The sequence below is a fragment of the Pedococcus sp. P1_H8 genome (assembly GCF_056405175.1).
In genome coordinates this window covers 311,808-326,736 of sequence record NZ_JBFUCP010000004.1, presented here as the reverse complement: position 1 = coordinate 326,736, position 14,929 = coordinate 311,808, and the positions used below count along the sequence as shown (strand labels likewise).

Sequence of the window (14,929 nt, the reverse complement as noted above, 5' to 3'; positions counted from 1 at the left end):
CCGTGACCGCAACTGTTATTGAGATGAGGAACATCTGATGCCCGGACCCCAGCGTCGAGGCACTGGTGCCGCTGCTGGCGGCGACGCAGCTCGTGGTGAGCGCGGCGACCGCCGCGGTGGCCGCGACAACCGTCGTGAAGGCGGCCGCGACCAGGCCGAGAAGAGCGCCTACGTCGAGCGCGTCGTGACCATCAACCGCGTGTCCAAGGTCGTCAAGGGTGGACGTCGCTTCAGCTTCACCGCCCTCGTGGTCGTGGGCGACGGCGACGGCACCGTCGGCGTCGGCTACGGCAAGGCCAAGGAAGTTCCCGCGGCGATCGCCAAGGGTGTCGAGGAGGCCAAGAAGGAGTTCTTCAAGGTCCCCCGCATCCAGGGCACCATCCCGCACCCCGTGCAGGGTGAGGCCGCTGCCGGTGTCGTCATGCTTCGTCCCGCCGCCCCCGGTACCGGTGTCATCGCCGGTGGTCCGGTGCGTGCGGTGCTCGAGTGCGCCGGCATCCACGACGTGCTGAGCAAGTCGCTCGGCTCGGACAACGCGATCAACGTCGTCCACGCGACGGTTGCGGCCCTGCGGGGTCTCGAGCGTCCGGAGGAAGTGGCTGCCCGCCGCGGCCTCCCGGTCGACCGCGTCGCCCCGGCCGCCATGCTGCGCGCCCAGGCTGCTGGCCGCGAAGCCGCCAAGGCAGGTGCCTGATGCGTCTCAAGGTGACCCAGACCCGTTCCGAGATCGGTGGCAAGCAGAACCAGCGTGACACGCTGCGCAGCCTCGGTCTGAAGCGCATTGGCGACGTCGTCGTCAAGGAGGACCGTCCCGAGATCCGCGGGATGGTCAAGACGGTGACGCACCTCGTTGCCGTCGAGGAGGTTGACTGACCATGGCAGAGAAGAAGGCCGCCAAGGCCGCTGCCGCGCCCGAGGGCACGACCCTCAAGGTGCACCACCTGCGTCCGGCTCCCGGCGCCAAGACCGCGAGGACCCGTGTGGGTCGCGGTGAGGGCTCCAAGGGCAAGACCGCCGGTCGTGGCACCAAGGGCACCAAGGCCCGCTACCAGGTTCCGGAGCGCTTCGAAGGTGGCGCCATGCCGCTGCACATGCGTCTCCCCAAGCTGCGTGGCTTCAAGAACCCGTTCCGCGTGGAGTTCCAGGTCGTGAACCTGGACAAGCTGTCCGCCCTGTTCCCCGAGGGTGGCGATGTGACCATCGCCGACCTCGTGGCCAAGGGTGCGGTCCGCGACAACTCCCCGGTCAAGGTGCTCGGCACCGGCGAGATCACTGTCAAGGTCAACGTGACCGCTGACAAGTTCTCGGCGGCCGCCAAGGAGAAGATCGAGGCCGCTGGCGGCTCGGTCACCTCCGCCTGACCAAGCCAGAACGACAGGGTATGCCGCGGGCTCACCGCTCAAGGTGAGCTCGCGGCATACCCCGTTTGCTGTCCCGTGCAAACTCTCGGGGTAGCCTTCGTAGGATTGCCTGACCGTCATCACCGCGAGGCCCGATCGGCCCGCGTCACCAGGAGGACCTGTGCTCACCGCCTTCACCCGTGCGTTCAAGACGCCGGACCTGCGCAGGAAGCTGCTGTTCACCCTCGCGATCGTCGTCATCTTCCGGCTGGGCTCGCACGTGCCCGTCCCCGGCGTGAGCTACAAGGCCGTCCAGGCCTGCATCAAGGGTGCCGACTCGACCACCGGTGTGCTCGGCCTCGCCAACCTGTTCAGTGGCGGCGCGCTCCTGCAGCTGTCGATCTTCGCGCTCGGGATCATGCCGTACATCACGGCGAGCATCATCGTGCAGCTCCTCACCGTGGTCATCCCACGGTTCGAGGCCCTCAAGAAGGAGGGCCAGCAGGGCCAGACGAAGATGACGCAGTACACGCGCTACCTGACGATCGGCCTGGCGGTCCTGCAGTCCTCCACGCTCATCACGTTCGCCCAGAACCCCTCGGCGCTGTTCGGCCCCAACTGCACCAGCATCCTGCCCGACGAGTCGATCCCGACCCTGGTCATCATGGTGCTCACCATGACCGCCGGCACCGGCGTCGTCATGTGGCTCGGTGAGCTCGTCACCGACAAGGGCATCGGCAACGGCATGTCGCTGCTGATCTTCACCTCGATCGCCAGCTCGTTCCCGTCCTCGCTGTGGGCGATCCAGCAGAAGGACGGCCGCTGGGACATCTTCATCGGCGTCATCCTGCTCGGCTTCCTGATCATCGCGCTCGTCGTCTTCGTCGAGCAGAGCCAGCGGCGCATCCCGGTGCAGTACGCCAAGCGCCAGGTCGGCCGCCAGATGTACGGCGGCACGTCCACCTACATCCCGCTCAAGGTCAACATGGCCGGCGTGATCCCCGTGATCTTCGCCTCCTCCCTGCTCGCTCTGCCGTCATTGCTGGCACAGTTCAACAGGTCGACCACGGGCAACCAGCCCGGGTGGGTGACCTGGATCGACCAGCACCTCGTGCGGGGCGACCACCCGATCTACATGCTCGTCTACATCGTGCTGATCCTGTTCTTCACGTTCTTTTACGTGTCGATCACGTTCAACCCGGTGGAGGTGGCCGACAACATGAAGCGCTACGGCGGCTTCATCCCAGGTATCCGCGCCGGGCGACCCACGGCCGAGTACCTCGACTACGTGCTCACCCGCATCACGGTTCCAGGGGCCATCTACCTCGGCCTCGTCTCGCTGGTCCCGCTCATCGCACTCGTACTCGTCGGCGCCAACCAGAACTTCCCGTTCGGTGGCACCTCCATCCTCATCATCGTGGGCGTCGGCCTTGAGACGGTGAAACAGATCGAGTCGCAGCTGCAGCAGCGCCATTACGAAGGGTTCCTCCGCTGATGCGCCTCATCATCCTCGGGCCTCCCGGTGCCGGTAAGGGCACCCAGGCCGCCAAGATCGCCTCGAGCCTCGGCATCCCCGCGATCTCCACGGGTGACATCTTCCGCGCCAACATCAAGAACGAGACTCCGCTCGGCCTGCAGGTCAAGGAGGTGCTCGCGTCCGGTGGCTACGTCACCGACGAGATCACCAACGCCGTCGTCCGCGACCGGCTGTTCGAGGAGGACGCAGAGCAGGGCTTCCTGCTCGACGGCTTTCCTCGCACCGCGGCGCAGGTCGAGACCCTCGACGCGATCCTGGCCGAGCACGGCCACGCGCTCGAGGCCGTCCTCGAGCTGACCGTCGATGACGAGGCCGTCGTCCAGCGGCTGCTCAAGCGGGCCCAGATCGAGGGCCGCGAGGACGACACCGAAGAGGTCATCCGCGAGCGTCAGGCGATCTACCGTCGCGAGACCGCTCCGCTGACCGACGTCTACGCCGCTCGTGGCCTGCTCGTGCAGGTCGACGGGATGGGTTCGGTCGACGACGTCTTCACCCGTATCTCCGACGCCCTCGAAGGGGTTGCTCGATCCTGATGTTCGGCCGGTCCCGCATCGAGACCAAGACCCCAGACCAGATCCTGCGCATGCGCAAGGCTGGTCTGGTGGTCGGTCAGACCCTGCAGCTGATGGCCCAGACGGTCCGTCCGGGCATGACGACCAAACAGCTCGACGAGCTCGCCGAGGAGCACATCCGCGGGTGCGGGGCGACCCCGTCGTTCCTTGGCTACCACGGCTTCACCGGCTCGCTCTGCACGTCGGTCAACGACGAGGTCGTGCACGGCATCCCCGGGACGCGGGTGCTCGCCGAGGGAGACCTCATCTCGATCGACTGCGGCGCCATCGTCGACGGCTGGCACGGTGACGCCGCCATCTCGGTCATCGTGGGCGGTCGTGACGCCGGGCGCCCCGAGGACCTCGCGCTCATCGACGCCACCGAGGACTCCATGTGGGCCGGCATCGCCGCGCTCGCCGTGGGGGAGTCGTTGTATGCCGTGGGCGCCGGTGTCGAGGACAGCATCGTCGCCTCGGGCGAGCGCGACGGCCACGACTACGGGATCGTCGAGGAGTACGTCGGCCACGGCATCGGCACCGAGATGCACATGGACCCGCAGGTGCCGAACTACCGCGTCCGCGACAAGGGGCCGACCGTGCGTGCGGGCGTCACGGTGGCGATCGAGCCGATGATCACGCTCGGGTCCGCCGAGACCCGGGTGCTCCAGGACGACTGGACGGTCGTGACCACCGACTCCTCCCGCGCCGCGCACTGGGAGAACACCGTGGCGGTCACCGACGACGGGCTGTGGGTGCTCACCGCCCTCGACGGTGGCAAGGAGCGGCTGGAAGCCGCCGGCGCGGCATACGCCCCCCTCAGCTGACCAGAAACCGAGGGGTCTGAGCCGGATTTCGTGCTCAGCGCGTCCTGGCGTAGACTTGTCTGTCGGTGCGCGACCTCGCGCGCCGTATTCGTGTGCGCGCCCCACCAGGGGGTGTCACGACAGCAGATTGTGGAGGATATGGCCAAGAAGGACGGTGTCATCGAGATCGAGGGCACGATCGTCGAGGCTCTCCCGAACGCGATGTTCAGGGTCGAGCTCACGAACGGTCACAAGGTTCTCGCTCACATCTCGGGCAAGATGCGTCAGCACTACATCCGGATCCTCCCTGAGGACCGTGTGGTGGTGGAGCTCAGCCCGTACGACCTGACCCGTGGCCGGATCGTCTTCCGCTACCGCTAGACGCACCACCCAGCAACACCCCCGCAAGACCTGCTGGTCCGCCCGGACCGGCAGTGCCAGATCGAGGCGAAGCAGAGGCTATGAAGGTTCAGCCGAGCGTCAAGAAGATCTGCGACAAGTGCAAGGTGATCCGCCGTCACGGCCGGGTCATGGTGATCTGCGAGAACCTGCGCCACAAGCAGCGCCAGGGCTGACCAGAAGTACCGCAGGGCCCGGCAACGGGCCTCGCCGAGCACGACTCGCATCTCTTCGAGAAGCGCAGACAAGTGAATTGACCGCAGTACCCGGCCCCTGAGAGCAGCGTCGTCGACGCAGCCCAGGACGTCACCCCCGGCCCGGAGGCCGGGGACCGGTGCCCCGAGGAAAGCTTCGGGACCAAGCCCGGAACGGTACTGCTCCAGACCTCCGGTGAAACAAAGGAAACACACAAGATGGCACGTCTTGTTGGTGTTGATCTCCCGCGCGAGAAGCGCGTCGAGATCGCTCTCACCTACATCTTCGGAGTGGGTCGTACCCGCTCCCAGCAGGCGCTGGCTGCCACGGGTGTCAACCCGAACACCCGCGTCCGCGACCTGACCGACACCGAGCTGGTCCAGCTCCGTGACTTCCTCGAGGCGAACGTCAAGATCGAGGGTGACCTCCGTCGCGAGATCGCCGCCGACATCCGCCGCAAGGTCGAGATCGGCTCCTACGAGGGCATCCGCCACCGCCGTGGCCTGCCCGTGCGTGGACAGCGCACCAAGACCAACGCGCGCACCCGCAAGGGCCCGAAGCGCACCGTTGCCGGCAAGAAGAAGGTTGGTAAGTAATGCCTCCCAAGGCTCGCACTGCCGGCGCCAAGAAGGTGCGCCGCAAGGAAAAGAAGAACATCGCCCACGGGCACGCTCACATCAAGAGCACCTTCAACAACACCATCATCTCGATCACGGACCCCACCGGCGCCGTCATTGCCTGGGCCTCCGCCGGCCAGGTCGGCTTCAAGGGTTCGCGCAAGTCCACCCCGTTCGCTGCGCAGATGGCCGCTGAGGCTGCCGCCCGTCGCGCGATGGAGCACGGCATGCGCAAGGTCGATGTCTTCGTCAAGGGCCCCGGCTCCGGCCGTGAGACGGCCATCCGCTCCCTGACCGCCACCGGCCTCGAGGTCGGCGCGATCAGCGATGTCACCCCCTCGCCGCACAACGGCGTCCGCCCGCCCAAGCGCCGCCGCGTCTGAGCCGTCGGTAAAGAACAGGGAGATAGAGAAAACTCATGGCTCGTTACACCGGCCCCATCACCAAGAAGTCGCGTCGCCTCAAGGTCGACCTCGTCGGCGGCGACAAGAACTTCGAGCTCCGTCCCTTCCCGCCCGGCCAGCACGGCCGTCGCCGGATGCAGGAGAAGGAGTACCTCACCCAGCTGCAGGAGAAGCAGAAGGCCCGCTTCACCTACGGCGTCATGGAGAAGCAGTTCCGCGGTTACTACAAGGAGGCCTCACGGCGTTCCGGTAAGACCGGTGAGACCCTGCTGCAGATCCTCGAGTCCCGCCTGGACAACGTGGTCTACCGCGCCGGCCTGGCCCGCACCCGTCGTGCGGCTCGTCAGCTCGTCACGCACGGCCACTTCGAGGTCAACGGCGTGCGCGTGGACGTTCCGTCCTACCGCGTCGAGCAGTACGACATCATCACCGTTCGCAAGCAGTCCGTGAACACCTTCCCGATCGAGCTGGCTCGCCAGACGTTCGGTGAGCGCCCCACCCCGGCCTGGCTCCAGGTCGTCCCGGGCACGCTGCAGATCATGATCCACCAGCTCCCGGAGCGTGCGCAGATCGACACGATCCTCACCGAGCAGCTGATCGTCGAGCTCTACTCGAAGAACTGACGGCATGAGGTATGCCGCGTGGGTGACCACGCGGCATACCTCGCCTGTGGTCGTGTCCGCAGACAGAGGTGGGCACGGCGGACCGGGACAACCGGTCCACATTCTCGGCGTCATATAGCGGTCGCCGACGAGAAAGGAAACACCCGTGCTCATTGCACAGCGCCCATCCCTCAGCGAAGACGTGGTTGCAGACAACCGCAGCCGCTTCGTCATCGAGCCCCTCGAGCCCGGCTTCGGCTACACGCTCGGCAACTCCATGCGCCGCACGCTCCTGTCGAGCATCCCCGGCGCAGCCGTGACCAGCATCCGCATCGACGGTGTGCTGCACGAGTTCTCCACGATCCCCGGGGTCAAGGAAGACGTCACCGAGATCATCCTCAACATCAAGGGTCTGGTCGTCTCCTCGGAGCACGACGAGCCGGTCGTCATGTACCTGCGCAAGCAGGGTGCCGGCGCCGTCACCGCCGCGGACATCGCGCCGCCGGCCGGCGTCGAGGTGCACAACCCCGACCTGCACATCGCCACGCTCAACGGCAAGGGCAAGATCGAGATGGAGCTGACCGTCGAGCGCGGTCGCGGCTACGTCTCGGCCAACCAGAACAAGTCCGGTGACCAGGAGATCGGCCGCATCCCGGTCGACTCCATCTACTCGCCCGTGCTGACCGTGACCTACAAGGTCGAGGCCACCCGCGTCGAGCAGCGCACCGACTTCGACAAGCTCATCGTCGACGTCGAGACCAAGAACTCGATGGCCCCGCGTGACGCCATGGCTTCGGCCGGCAAGACCCTGGTCGAGCTGTTCGGCCTGGCCCGTGAGCTCAACGTCGAGGCCGAGGGCATCGACATGGGCCCGTCGCCGACCGACGCCGCCCTGGCCGCCGACCTGGCGCTCCCCATCGAGGACCTCGACCTCACCGTGCGGTCCTACAACTGCCTCAAGCGCGAGGGCATCCACACCGTGGGTGAGCTCGTGGGTCGCAGCGAGGCCGACCTGCTCGACATCCGCAACTTCGGTGCGAAGTCGATCGACGAGGTCAAGGCCAAGCTGGTCGGCATGGGTCTGGCGCTCAAGGACAGCCCGCCCGGGTTCGACCCGAGTGCGATCGCTGACAACTACGGCGACTACGACGACGACTTCGCTGACGACGGCCGTTCGCTGGCCGAAGACGAGCAGCTCTGACCAACCGCCGCTGAGGGGCGGGCGGGAGACCATCCGCCCCTCGCACACCAAGGAGAACCTGAACCATGCCTACCCCCACCAAGGGTCCCCGTCTCGGCGGCGGTCCGGCCCACGAGCGACTGATCCTGGCCAACCTGGCGCAGTCGCTGTTCGAGCACGACTCGATCACCACCACCGAGGCCAAGGCCAAGCGCCTGCGCCCGCTGGCCGAGCGTCTGGTGACGTTCGCCAAGCGCGGTGACCTGCACGCGCGTCGTCGCGTCCTGTCGGTCATCTCCGACAAGGGCGTCGTGCACCGTCTCTTCACCGAGATCGCGCCCGACATGGCCGAGCGTCCCGGCGGCTACACCCGCATCACCAAGATCGGCGCCCGCAAGGGTGACAACGCCCCCATGGCCGTGATCGAGCTCGTCCGCGAGCCGCTGGCCAAGAAGGCGACCGTCAAGGAGGCGGAGGCGGCCACCAAGCGCTCCGCCAAGCAGGCTGAGGCCAAGGAGGCCGCGGCGCAGACCAAGGCCGCCGAGGACGACGCCAAGGCCGAGGAGAGCACCGAGGCTGCGACCCTGGTCGAGGCCGAGGCCCCCGCTGCCACCGAGGTGCCCGAGGGCGCCCTCGCAGCCAACGAGGACGGCTCCTCGCCCGACGAGGCCTACACGGTCAAGGGCAACGCCGACTCGGGCAAGTACCACGAGGCCGACGGCCAGTGGTTCGACCAGACGGTGGCCGAGTTCTGGTTCAAGTCTGCTGCCGACGCCGAGGCCGCTGGCTTCACCAAGGCCGGCGCCTGACCCAGGCAGCGCCGCAGCACGCACGGGCCGTCCACTCCCTCGGGGGTGGGCGGCCCGCCGCGTTGTCAGGACGGTCAGCCACGTGTTGCCACCTCATGGTCACGGACGGGCGGTTGCGGGGGTCTGGTGACGCGCAGGTGGCAACACGTGGGCCGCTTCCGCGACGCCGCTGACCCCTCAGGTATGCCGCGCGGCCGGCTCGGCGCGGAAGGCGCCGGCGAGCGGGAGGATCGCCAGGATGAGGACCATGGGGACGGCGAAGCCCGGTCGCAGCGAGTCCGAGCCGACCACGCCGGTGAGAACCGCCCCGAGGAGACCGCCGACGTAGTTGAACTGGTTGAACCGGGCGATGACTGCGTCCACCCGGGCCCGGCGCGCCTCGGGGTCGAGCCCGCCACCGGCCACGACGGCCGCCGCGGAGAAGGACAGCGGAGCGATCACGGCCACCGACCCGCCGAGCACGGTGAACCCGAGCACCGCGACCGGCCACGACGGCGAGAAGACGATGACGGCCAGGGCCGCGCAGGCGACGAGTGCGCCGATCCGCAGCAGTGGCACCGCCCCGACCCTGGCCACGGCGGTGTCGCCGGCGAGCCTGGTGGCCAGGCTCGCCACGAGGTAGGGGAGGGTCGCCAGGGGGAGCAGCCAGTCGGGAGCCTCGTGGACCGACTTGAGGAAGACCGGCCCCCACGTGGTCGCCGCCGTGTCGACCATGTAGAAGAGAACCATCGCGGCACCGAGCAGGGCGATCTTGCGCCAGGGCACGTCCAGTGCGGCCCGGTCCGTCATGTCCGGCGCGGTGGCGGGGGCGTCGGCACTCGGGGGCAGCAGGGGTGCCACGAGCAGCCCGAGGGCGATGACGCACAGCGGCAACAGGCCGACGGCCAGTCCCAGCCGGGTCACGGCGATCGTGACGACCGTCGCGACGATCCCACCCGCGGTCCAGGCGCCGTGGAAGGACGGCAGGATGGTGCGCCCGTAGCGGTGCTCCACGGCCACCGCCTGCATGTTGGAGGCGGCGTCGACGACACCCAGGCCCAGGCCGTAGACCGCCAGTCCTGCGACGAAGACGGGTCGCTGGGGCGCCACGGCGACAGCGCCCAGGCCCAGGGCCTGCAGGGCGAACCCGGCCCGCAGCGTGCTGGCGCTGCCCAGCCGGGTGGCGGCCAGCTCCGCGAGGGCCGACCCGGCGCCGGCGAGCAGCACCACCATGAGCAGCAGGCCGGAGACGAACAGCTCGGACAGGTCCCAGATGGTCTGGAACCTCGGCAGCCGGGTCGTCAGGGAGATGAACAGCAGGCCCTGCACGGCGAATGCGGCGGCGACGGCTGCGCGGTGTCGGGACAGCGCGGCGGTGGTCGGCGTCGGGGCGGTGGCACTCCTCACGCGGCCACTCTGGCAGACGTCGGGTCTGGCGGGGGTCAACCCCCACGCGTGGCTAGGCTTGCCGCATGGACGAGGAGCAGGGGGAGCGACCAACGGTGCCCCTGCGGATCCGGCTCGACTTCGGCTACGACGGCACGGACTTCTCCGGGTGGGCGGCCCAGCCCGGACTGCGGACCGTCGAGGGGGTGCTGTCCACTGCCCTGACCACCCTCCTGCGGGCCGAGGAGCCCGTGCGGCTCACCGTGGCAGGGCGCACCGACGCCGGTGTCCATGCGCGCGGGCAGGTGGCTCACCTCGACCCGGACCCCGCCGCCTGGGCGCTCTTGCCCGGGCGGTCCACGCGCACACCCGAGGAGGCGGCGCTGACTCGGCTGCGCGGCATACTCCCTGCTGACCTCGGCATGCGGGCAGTGACCGTCGCAGCTGACGGTTTCGAGGCACGCTTCGCGGCGCTGCAGCGCCGGTATCTCTACCGTCTGGCCGACCGACCGGAGCTGGTGGACCCGCTCCGTCGCCGCGACACCGTGGTCTCCAGGCGCTCACTCGACGTCGATGCCATGCACGCGGCCGCGCAGAAACTGTTGGGGCTGAACGACTTCGGGGCGTTCTGCAAGAAGCGCGAAGGCGCGACGACCGTGCGGACGCTGCTCGACTACGCCTGGCGGCGCGCCGACGACGGCACGCTCGAGGCGACGGTGGTGGCTGACGCGTTCTGCCACTCGATGGTGCGCTCGCTCGTCGGCGCGGTCGTGCCGGTGGGCGAGGGGCGCAAGGGGATCGAGTGGCCCGCGGAGGTGATGCGTGCCGCGGTACGCGACGCCGCGGTCGTGGTGATGCCGCCCCACGGGCTCTCGCTCGAGGAGGTCGTCTATCCCGACGACGAAGGGCTGGCTGTCCGGGCCAAGGAGTCGCGGGTCAGGCGAACCCTGGGCTGACCCGCTCGACCCCTAAAGTCTGCTAGCAGACGTTGGCTCGCCCAGCAGAGGTTGCGACATGCGCTGAGCGAGGGAAAGTCTGCTAGCAGAAGTTAGGCGCACACAGGGCTAGGACCCCTCGGGCAGGGGTGGCCCGACCACCTCGAGCCCGTACGTGGGTCCGACGGCGTTCCAGCGCGGGATCTCCTCCGCCATGGGCCGCCCGTCAGCGCCAGGCAGGCGGCGCTCGCCGGCGGGCATCCCCACCTCGTCGTAGAGCCCGAAGAGGTGTCCCGGGTCGGCCAGGCCGAGGAAGCGCACCGGCCTGTCGCCGGTGACACGGAAGGCGTGGGGGAGCATCGGCGGCAACCAGATGAAGTCGCCCTCGGTCAGGTGGAAGACCTGGTCCCCTGCGCGGTAGGTCATTGCGCCCTCGAGGAGGAAGAAGGCCTCCGCCTCACGGTGGTGGCGGTGCAAGGGTGTCGCGATGCCCGGCGGCTGGGTCACCAGTGCCACCCCCAGCGTGCCCCCGGACTCCTCCGCCGTCAGCAGGTGCTCGAACAGCGAGCCCATCGCCCACGTGCCGCGCGCCGTTCCCCCTGCCCGGAAGACCGCCCCGCGCGGTGGTGTCGCCCCGTCGTCGAGCTGGGGGGTAGTGGCGGTCGGCGACCCGTCGGTCTGCGGCTTGTCGGTCATGGAGTCGGTCATGGGGTTCCTCCCAAATATTCATCCGAAACAGATTCGGGCGAATATTGGTAAGGTAAGCCCAATGAGCGACACCGTCAAGCCTCGGCGCTACACCTCGCCCGTCCGCGCTGAGCGGGCTGCCCGCACCCGCCGCGAGGTCCTGGCGGCGGCGCGAGACCTGTTGTCGGACAACGGGTATGCCGCCACCACGGTCGCGGAGATCGCCACGCGGGCAGGGGTGTCGGTCGACACCGTGTACGCCAGCGTCGGCCGCAAGCCCGAGCTGATGGTGGCCGTCATCGACATGGTGCTGGGTTCCTCGGACGAGCCGATCCCGGCCGAGCAGCGCGACTACGTCCGCGCGGTGCGGGCTGCCTCGTCGGGCCGGGCCAAGATCGCCGTGTATGCCGCGTCGCTCGGTGTGCTGATACCGCGGACCGCGCCGCTCATCGAGGCCCTGCGACGCGCGGGGGACGATGACGAGGAGTGCGCGCAGGCGTGGGCCCGGCTCGTCGAGCGCAGGGCGGCGAACATGCTGCTCTTCGCCGCTGACCTCCGGTCCACCGGGCACCTGAGGGTCGATCTCACCGACCGCGAGGTCGCCGACATCGTCTGGTCGACCAACGGACCGGAGTACTGGCTGCTGCTGGACTCGCGAGGCTGGTCGGCGCAGCGGTATGCCGCCCATCTCGCGGACCTTTGGTGTCGGATGTTGCTCACCGACGGCGCCTGATCTCTCGCGGCGGGGGCTCAGGGAGCCAGGGAGGCGTAGCCGCGCGAGTCGTGGATGGCCAGGCCGGCGAAGGCGGGCGAGGTCGAGAAGGCCGCCGTGACGGCTGCCAGCTGGACCTCCATCTGGGTCCGGGTCATCCCGGCGAAGGTCTGCTTCGCCTCGGTGGGGTCGGCGCCCAGGAAGTTGGTCTCCTGACCGATCCGCACCGGGCGGCCCAGCTGGGCACCCGCCGCCACCTCGGCCGAGGCGAGGGCGATCGTGCCATCGGGCCCTGCGGCGTTGTTGCGGTAGGCCATCACGGTGACGGCATCGGTGCGGCGCATGATCTCGCGGTCCAGCGTCGAGCCGTTCGCGGCGATCTCGTCGAACCAGAACGGGAGGTCCGCCTCGATCGGTGTCGATGCCGCGGCCGTGCGGAGCGTGTCGAGGGTGGTGAGGTACTTCTTGATGACCGCCTTGCGGTTCTTGGTCCAGGCGGAGGTCGTATAGGGCTCGATGTCGACGTGGACCCCGGTGAACAGCCCGGTGGCGAGCGTCGGCTGGAGCCAGTTGGTGACCACCCACGCGGGGTTGTCGATCCAGCCGGGGTCGCCTCCGAGGGCGTCGACCCGCAGCCCAACAGCGTCGGCCAGGGCGACGAGCTGCTGGAGCTCGGCGAGCTTTGGTGAGCTGTCCACGTGCGGGGGCACGGCGGCATACAGCTGGCCGATGCCTCTGGCCGTCGCGAGGCTGACGACCGCCTGCGGGTCGGAGGTGTCCCAGACCCACATGGCCCTGGCCGCGGCGGGGCGGTCCGAGCGGTCCACCGCGGCCTGCGAGGAGGCCGTCGCCTGACCTGCCACCGTCACACCGACGGCACCGACGATCGCCACGAGGGCGACCATAGCCATGAGGCGAAGGGGAGAGGCGGGGCGGGGCACGGGTTGTCCTTTCGACGACCTCGCCATCATCGGGGGGCCGGCGCAGTGCCCCTGACCAACTTGGCCAAGCCTTTAAGGTCGTCTAGTCCCTTTGTCCCGGTTCGCCCGGCCAGACAACTGAGGTGACGCGCGGGGGTCGGGTAGAGCACCCTTGACCCGTGGGACACCTCGACATCAACACCGTGAACTTCACCCTGCCCGACGGCAGGCCGCTGCTCAGCGACGTCTCGCTGCGGGTGGGGGAGGGTGCCAAGGTCGCGCTCATCGGTCCGAACGGCACCGGCAAGACGACGCTCGGTCGGATCATCGCCGGGGACCTGGTCGCCCACGAGGGTGCGGTGACCCGCTCCGGCGGGCTGGGGGTGATGCGCCAGTTCGTGGGGTCGGTGCGCGACGACTCGACGGTGCGCGACCTGCTGCTGTCGGTGGCGCCGGAACCGCTGCGACGTTCGGCCGCCGAGATCGACCGCACCGAGCTGTTGATGATGGAGCGCGACAGCGAGGCCGACCAGATGGCCTACGCGCAGGCGTTGGTCACGTGGGGCGACGTGGGTGGCTACGACTACGAGACGCTGTGGGACGTCTGCACCGTGGCGGCCCTGGGTATGCCGTTCGACAAGGCCCAGTGGCGCAAGGTCACCACCTTGTCGGGTGGGGAGCAGAAGCGGGTCGTCCTCGAGGCGCTGCTGCGCGGCCCCGAGGAGGTGCTGCTTCTCGACGAGCCGGACAACTACCTCGACGTGCCGGCCAAGCGGTGGCTGGAGGACCAGCTGATCGCCTCTCCCAAGACGGTGCTGTTCGTCAGTCACGACCGCGAGCTGCTCAACCGGGTGGCCACGCGGGTCGCGACCCTCGAGCCCGGCGGCGCGGGGTCGACGCTGTGGGTGCACCCTGGCAGGTTCGCTACGTACCAGCAGGCCCGGGAGGACCGGAACTCCCGCCTGGAGGAGCTGCGTCGCCGCTGGGACGAGGAGCAGGCCAAGCTCAAGGCGCTGGTGATCATGTACCGCCAGAAGGCGGCGTACAACTCCGACATGGCCCCCAAGCTGCAGGCTGCGGAGACGCGGCTGCGGCGGTTCGAGGAGGCCGGCCCACCGGAGGCGGTGCCGCCGCGACAGAACGTGCGCATGCGGCTCAAGGGCGGCCGCACCGCCAAGCGCGCGGTCATCGCCGAGCAGCTCGAGCTCAGCGGCCTGATGAAGCCGTTCGACCTCGAGATCTGGTTCGGCGAACGCGTCGCGGTCCTGGGCAGCAACGGCTCGGGCAAGTCGCACTTCCTGCGCCTGGTCGCCTGCGGCGGCAGCGACCCCGACGCCGAGCACCGCCCCGTGGGTGACATCCAGCCCGTGCCCGTGACCCACACTGGGCGGCTGCGGCTCGGCTCGCGCGTGCGGCCCGGCTGGTTCGCCCAGACCCACGAGCAGCCGGCGCTGGTCGGCCGGACCCTGCTGGAGATCCTGCACCGCGGCGACGAGCACCGCACGGGACGTCCCCGCGAGGAGGCGGCTCGGGTCCTCGACCGCTATGGCCTGGCGCGGGCCAGCGAGCAGACCTTCGACTCCCTCTCGGGCGGCCAGCAGGCGAGGTTCCAGATCCTGCTGCTCGAGCTGTCCGGGGCGACCTGCCTGCTGCTCGACGAGCCGACCGACAACCTCGACCTGCACTCCGCCGAAGCCCTCGAGGAGGGGCTCGAGGCCTTCGAGGGGACCGTCATCGCCGTCACCCACGACCGGTGGTTCGCCCGTGGCTTCGACCGGTTCCTCGTGTTCGGCGCCGACGGCAGGGTCTACGAATCGGACGAACCGGTCTGGGACGAGGGGCGGGTGGCCCGCGCCCGCTGAGCGACCGCCAC

19 protein-coding genes are annotated in these 14,929 nt (G+C 69.0%); 16 read left to right on the top strand and 3 right to left on the bottom strand.

The window, feature by feature from the left end:
- Window positions 1–37 precede the first annotated feature (37 nt).
- The 13 genes from rpsE (at window position 38) to rplQ (ending at window position 8,437) form a co-directional block, all read left to right on the top strand.
- Window positions 38–694, top strand: coding sequence for a 30S ribosomal protein S5 (gene rpsE, locus AC1DYG_RS06960; protein WP_457253833.1), 657 nt, complete (start codon window positions 38–40; stop codon window positions 692–694).
- The gene (rpmD, locus tag AC1DYG_RS06955; protein ID WP_056924254.1) at window positions 691–873 is read left to right on the top strand and encodes a 50S ribosomal protein L30; all 183 of its coding nucleotides are present in this window, start codon (window positions 691–693) and stop codon (window positions 871–873) included. Before rpsE ends, rpmD begins: the two co-directional genes overlap by 4 nt.
- A gap of 2 nt (window positions 874–875) precedes the next feature.
- On the top strand, window positions 876–1,361 hold the full coding sequence (rplO, locus tag AC1DYG_RS06950) for a 50S ribosomal protein L15 (RefSeq protein WP_477639148.1): 486 nt from the start codon (window positions 876–878) through the stop codon (window positions 1,359–1,361).
- Window positions 1,362–1,521: 160 nt separating this feature from the next.
- A complete protein-coding gene (gene secY / locus AC1DYG_RS06945; protein WP_477639147.1) occupies window positions 1,522–2,835 on the top strand; it encodes a preprotein translocase subunit SecY in 1,314 nt (437 codons plus the stop codon).
- A complete protein-coding gene (locus tag AC1DYG_RS06940; RefSeq protein WP_477639146.1) occupies window positions 2,835–3,410 on the top strand; it encodes an adenylate kinase in 576 nt (191 codons plus the stop codon). The genes secY and AC1DYG_RS06940 overlap by 1 nt, the downstream gene beginning before the upstream one ends.
- A complete protein-coding gene (map, locus tag AC1DYG_RS06935; protein ID WP_477639145.1) occupies window positions 3,410–4,252 on the top strand; it encodes a type I methionyl aminopeptidase in 843 nt (280 codons plus the stop codon). The genes AC1DYG_RS06940 and map overlap by 1 nt, the downstream gene beginning before the upstream one ends.
- 138 nt (window positions 4,253–4,390) lie before the next feature.
- On the top strand, window positions 4,391–4,612 hold the full coding sequence (gene infA, locus AC1DYG_RS06930) for a translation initiation factor IF-1 (protein ID WP_006946284.1): 222 nt from the start codon (window positions 4,391–4,393) through the stop codon (window positions 4,610–4,612).
- An 80-nt stretch (window positions 4,613–4,692) separates the two neighbouring features.
- A complete protein-coding gene (rpmJ, locus tag AC1DYG_RS06925) occupies window positions 4,693–4,806 on the top strand; it encodes a 50S ribosomal protein L36 (protein ID WP_010148647.1) in 114 nt (37 codons plus the stop codon).
- A gap of 237 nt (window positions 4,807–5,043) precedes the next feature.
- Window positions 5,044–5,421, top strand: coding sequence for a 30S ribosomal protein S13 (gene rpsM, locus AC1DYG_RS06920; RefSeq protein ID WP_477613499.1), 378 nt, complete (start codon window positions 5,044–5,046; stop codon window positions 5,419–5,421).
- Window positions 5,421–5,825 carry a 30S ribosomal protein S11 gene (gene rpsK, locus AC1DYG_RS06915; RefSeq protein WP_057378146.1) on the top strand — a complete coding sequence of 135 codons (405 nt, stop codon included), beginning with the start codon at window positions 5,421–5,423 and terminating at the stop codon, window positions 5,823–5,825. Before rpsM ends, rpsK begins: the two co-directional genes overlap by 1 nt.
- Window positions 5,826–5,860: 35 nt before the next feature.
- Window positions 5,861–6,469 (top strand): 30S ribosomal protein S4, encoded by a 609-nt coding sequence (gene rpsD, locus AC1DYG_RS06910; RefSeq protein ID WP_477613498.1) that lies wholly within the window; start codon window positions 5,861–5,863, stop codon window positions 6,467–6,469.
- Window positions 6,470–6,614: 145 nt separating this feature from the next.
- A complete protein-coding gene (locus AC1DYG_RS06905; RefSeq protein WP_477639144.1) occupies window positions 6,615–7,649 on the top strand; it encodes a DNA-directed RNA polymerase subunit alpha in 1,035 nt (344 codons plus the stop codon).
- A 65-nt stretch (window positions 7,650–7,714) separates the two neighbouring features.
- The gene (gene rplQ, locus AC1DYG_RS06900) at window positions 7,715–8,437 is read left to right on the top strand and encodes a 50S ribosomal protein L17, sunset domain variant (protein ID WP_477639143.1); all 723 of its coding nucleotides are present in this window, start codon (window positions 7,715–7,717) and stop codon (window positions 8,435–8,437) included.
- Between the two features lie 177 nt (window positions 8,438–8,614).
- Here the strand turns inward: rplQ and AC1DYG_RS06895 are convergent, their stop codons facing one another.
- Window positions 8,615–9,823 (bottom strand): MFS transporter, encoded by a 1,209-nt coding sequence (locus AC1DYG_RS06895; protein WP_477639142.1) that lies wholly within the window; start codon window positions 9,821–9,823, stop codon window positions 8,615–8,617.
- Window positions 9,824–9,888: 65 nt separating this feature from the next.
- On the opposite strand from AC1DYG_RS06895, the gene AC1DYG_RS06890 reads away from it, so the two are divergent.
- Window positions 9,889–10,758: a tRNA pseudouridine synthase A gene (locus AC1DYG_RS06890; RefSeq protein WP_477639141.1), complete on the top strand. Its 870-nt coding sequence runs from the start codon at window positions 9,889–9,891 to the stop codon at window positions 10,756–10,758.
- A 108-nt stretch (window positions 10,759–10,866) separates the two neighbouring features.
- Here the strand turns inward: AC1DYG_RS06890 and AC1DYG_RS06885 are convergent, their stop codons facing one another.
- Window positions 10,867–11,445 carry a cupin domain-containing protein gene (locus AC1DYG_RS06885; protein ID WP_477639140.1) on the bottom strand — a complete coding sequence of 193 codons (579 nt, stop codon included), beginning with the start codon at window positions 11,443–11,445 and terminating at the stop codon, window positions 10,867–10,869.
- A 61-nt stretch (window positions 11,446–11,506) separates the two neighbouring features.
- On the opposite strand from AC1DYG_RS06885, the gene AC1DYG_RS06880 reads away from it, so the two are divergent.
- Window positions 11,507–12,157 (top strand): TetR/AcrR family transcriptional regulator, encoded by a 651-nt coding sequence (locus tag AC1DYG_RS06880; RefSeq protein ID WP_477639139.1) that lies wholly within the window; start codon window positions 11,507–11,509, stop codon window positions 12,155–12,157.
- A gap of 17 nt (window positions 12,158–12,174) precedes the next feature.
- On the opposite strand, the gene AC1DYG_RS06875 is transcribed toward AC1DYG_RS06880, so the two are convergent.
- Window positions 12,175–13,047, bottom strand: a complete 873-nt coding sequence (locus tag AC1DYG_RS06875) for a hypothetical protein (RefSeq protein ID WP_477639138.1) — start codon at window positions 13,045–13,047, stop codon at window positions 12,175–12,177.
- Between the two features lie 188 nt (window positions 13,048–13,235).
- On the opposite strand from AC1DYG_RS06875, the gene AC1DYG_RS06870 reads away from it, so the two are divergent.
- Window positions 13,236–14,918 (top strand): ABC-F family ATP-binding cassette domain-containing protein, encoded by a 1,683-nt coding sequence (locus AC1DYG_RS06870; protein ID WP_477639137.1) that lies wholly within the window; start codon window positions 13,236–13,238, stop codon window positions 14,916–14,918.
- The last annotated feature ends 11 nt before the right edge of the window (window positions 14,919–14,929 follow it).

Bases quoted from the DNA above. Each gene is read 5' to 3' on its own strand.
- rpsE (WP_457253833.1), top strand. From the start codon at position 38: ATGCCCGGACCCCAGCGTCGAGGCACTGGTGCCGCTGCTGGCGGCGAC.
- rplO (WP_477639148.1), top strand. From the start codon at position 876: ATGGCAGAGAAGAAGGCCGCCAAGGCCGCTGCCGCGCCCGAGGGCACG.
- AC1DYG_RS06940 (WP_477639146.1), top strand. From the start codon at position 2,835: ATGCGCCTCATCATCCTCGGGCCTCCCGGTGCCGGTAAGGGCACCCAG.
- map (WP_477639145.1), top strand. From the start codon at position 3,410: ATGTTCGGCCGGTCCCGCATCGAGACCAAGACCCCAGACCAGATCCTG.
- infA (WP_006946284.1), top strand. From the start codon at position 4,391: ATGGCCAAGAAGGACGGTGTCATCGAGATCGAGGGCACGATCGTCGAG.
- rpmJ (WP_010148647.1), top strand. From the start codon at position 4,693: ATGAAGGTTCAGCCGAGCGTCAAGAAGATCTGCGACAAGTGCAAGGTG.
- rpsM (WP_477613499.1), top strand. From the start codon at position 5,044: ATGGCACGTCTTGTTGGTGTTGATCTCCCGCGCGAGAAGCGCGTCGAG.
- rpsK (WP_057378146.1), top strand. From the start codon at position 5,421: ATGCCTCCCAAGGCTCGCACTGCCGGCGCCAAGAAGGTGCGCCGCAAG.
- rpsD (WP_477613498.1), top strand. From the start codon at position 5,861: ATGGCTCGTTACACCGGCCCCATCACCAAGAAGTCGCGTCGCCTCAAG.
- rplQ (WP_477639143.1), top strand. From the start codon at position 7,715: ATGCCTACCCCCACCAAGGGTCCCCGTCTCGGCGGCGGTCCGGCCCAC.
- AC1DYG_RS06890 (WP_477639141.1), top strand. From the start codon at position 9,889: ATGGACGAGGAGCAGGGGGAGCGACCAACGGTGCCCCTGCGGATCCGG.
- AC1DYG_RS06885 (WP_477639140.1), bottom strand. From the start codon at position 11,445: ATGACCGACTCCATGACCGACAAGCCGCAGACCGACGGGTCGCCGACC.
- AC1DYG_RS06880 (WP_477639139.1), top strand. From the start codon at position 11,507: ATGAGCGACACCGTCAAGCCTCGGCGCTACACCTCGCCCGTCCGCGCT.
- AC1DYG_RS06875 (WP_477639138.1), bottom strand. From the start codon at position 13,047: ATGGCTATGGTCGCCCTCGTGGCGATCGTCGGTGCCGTCGGTGTGACG.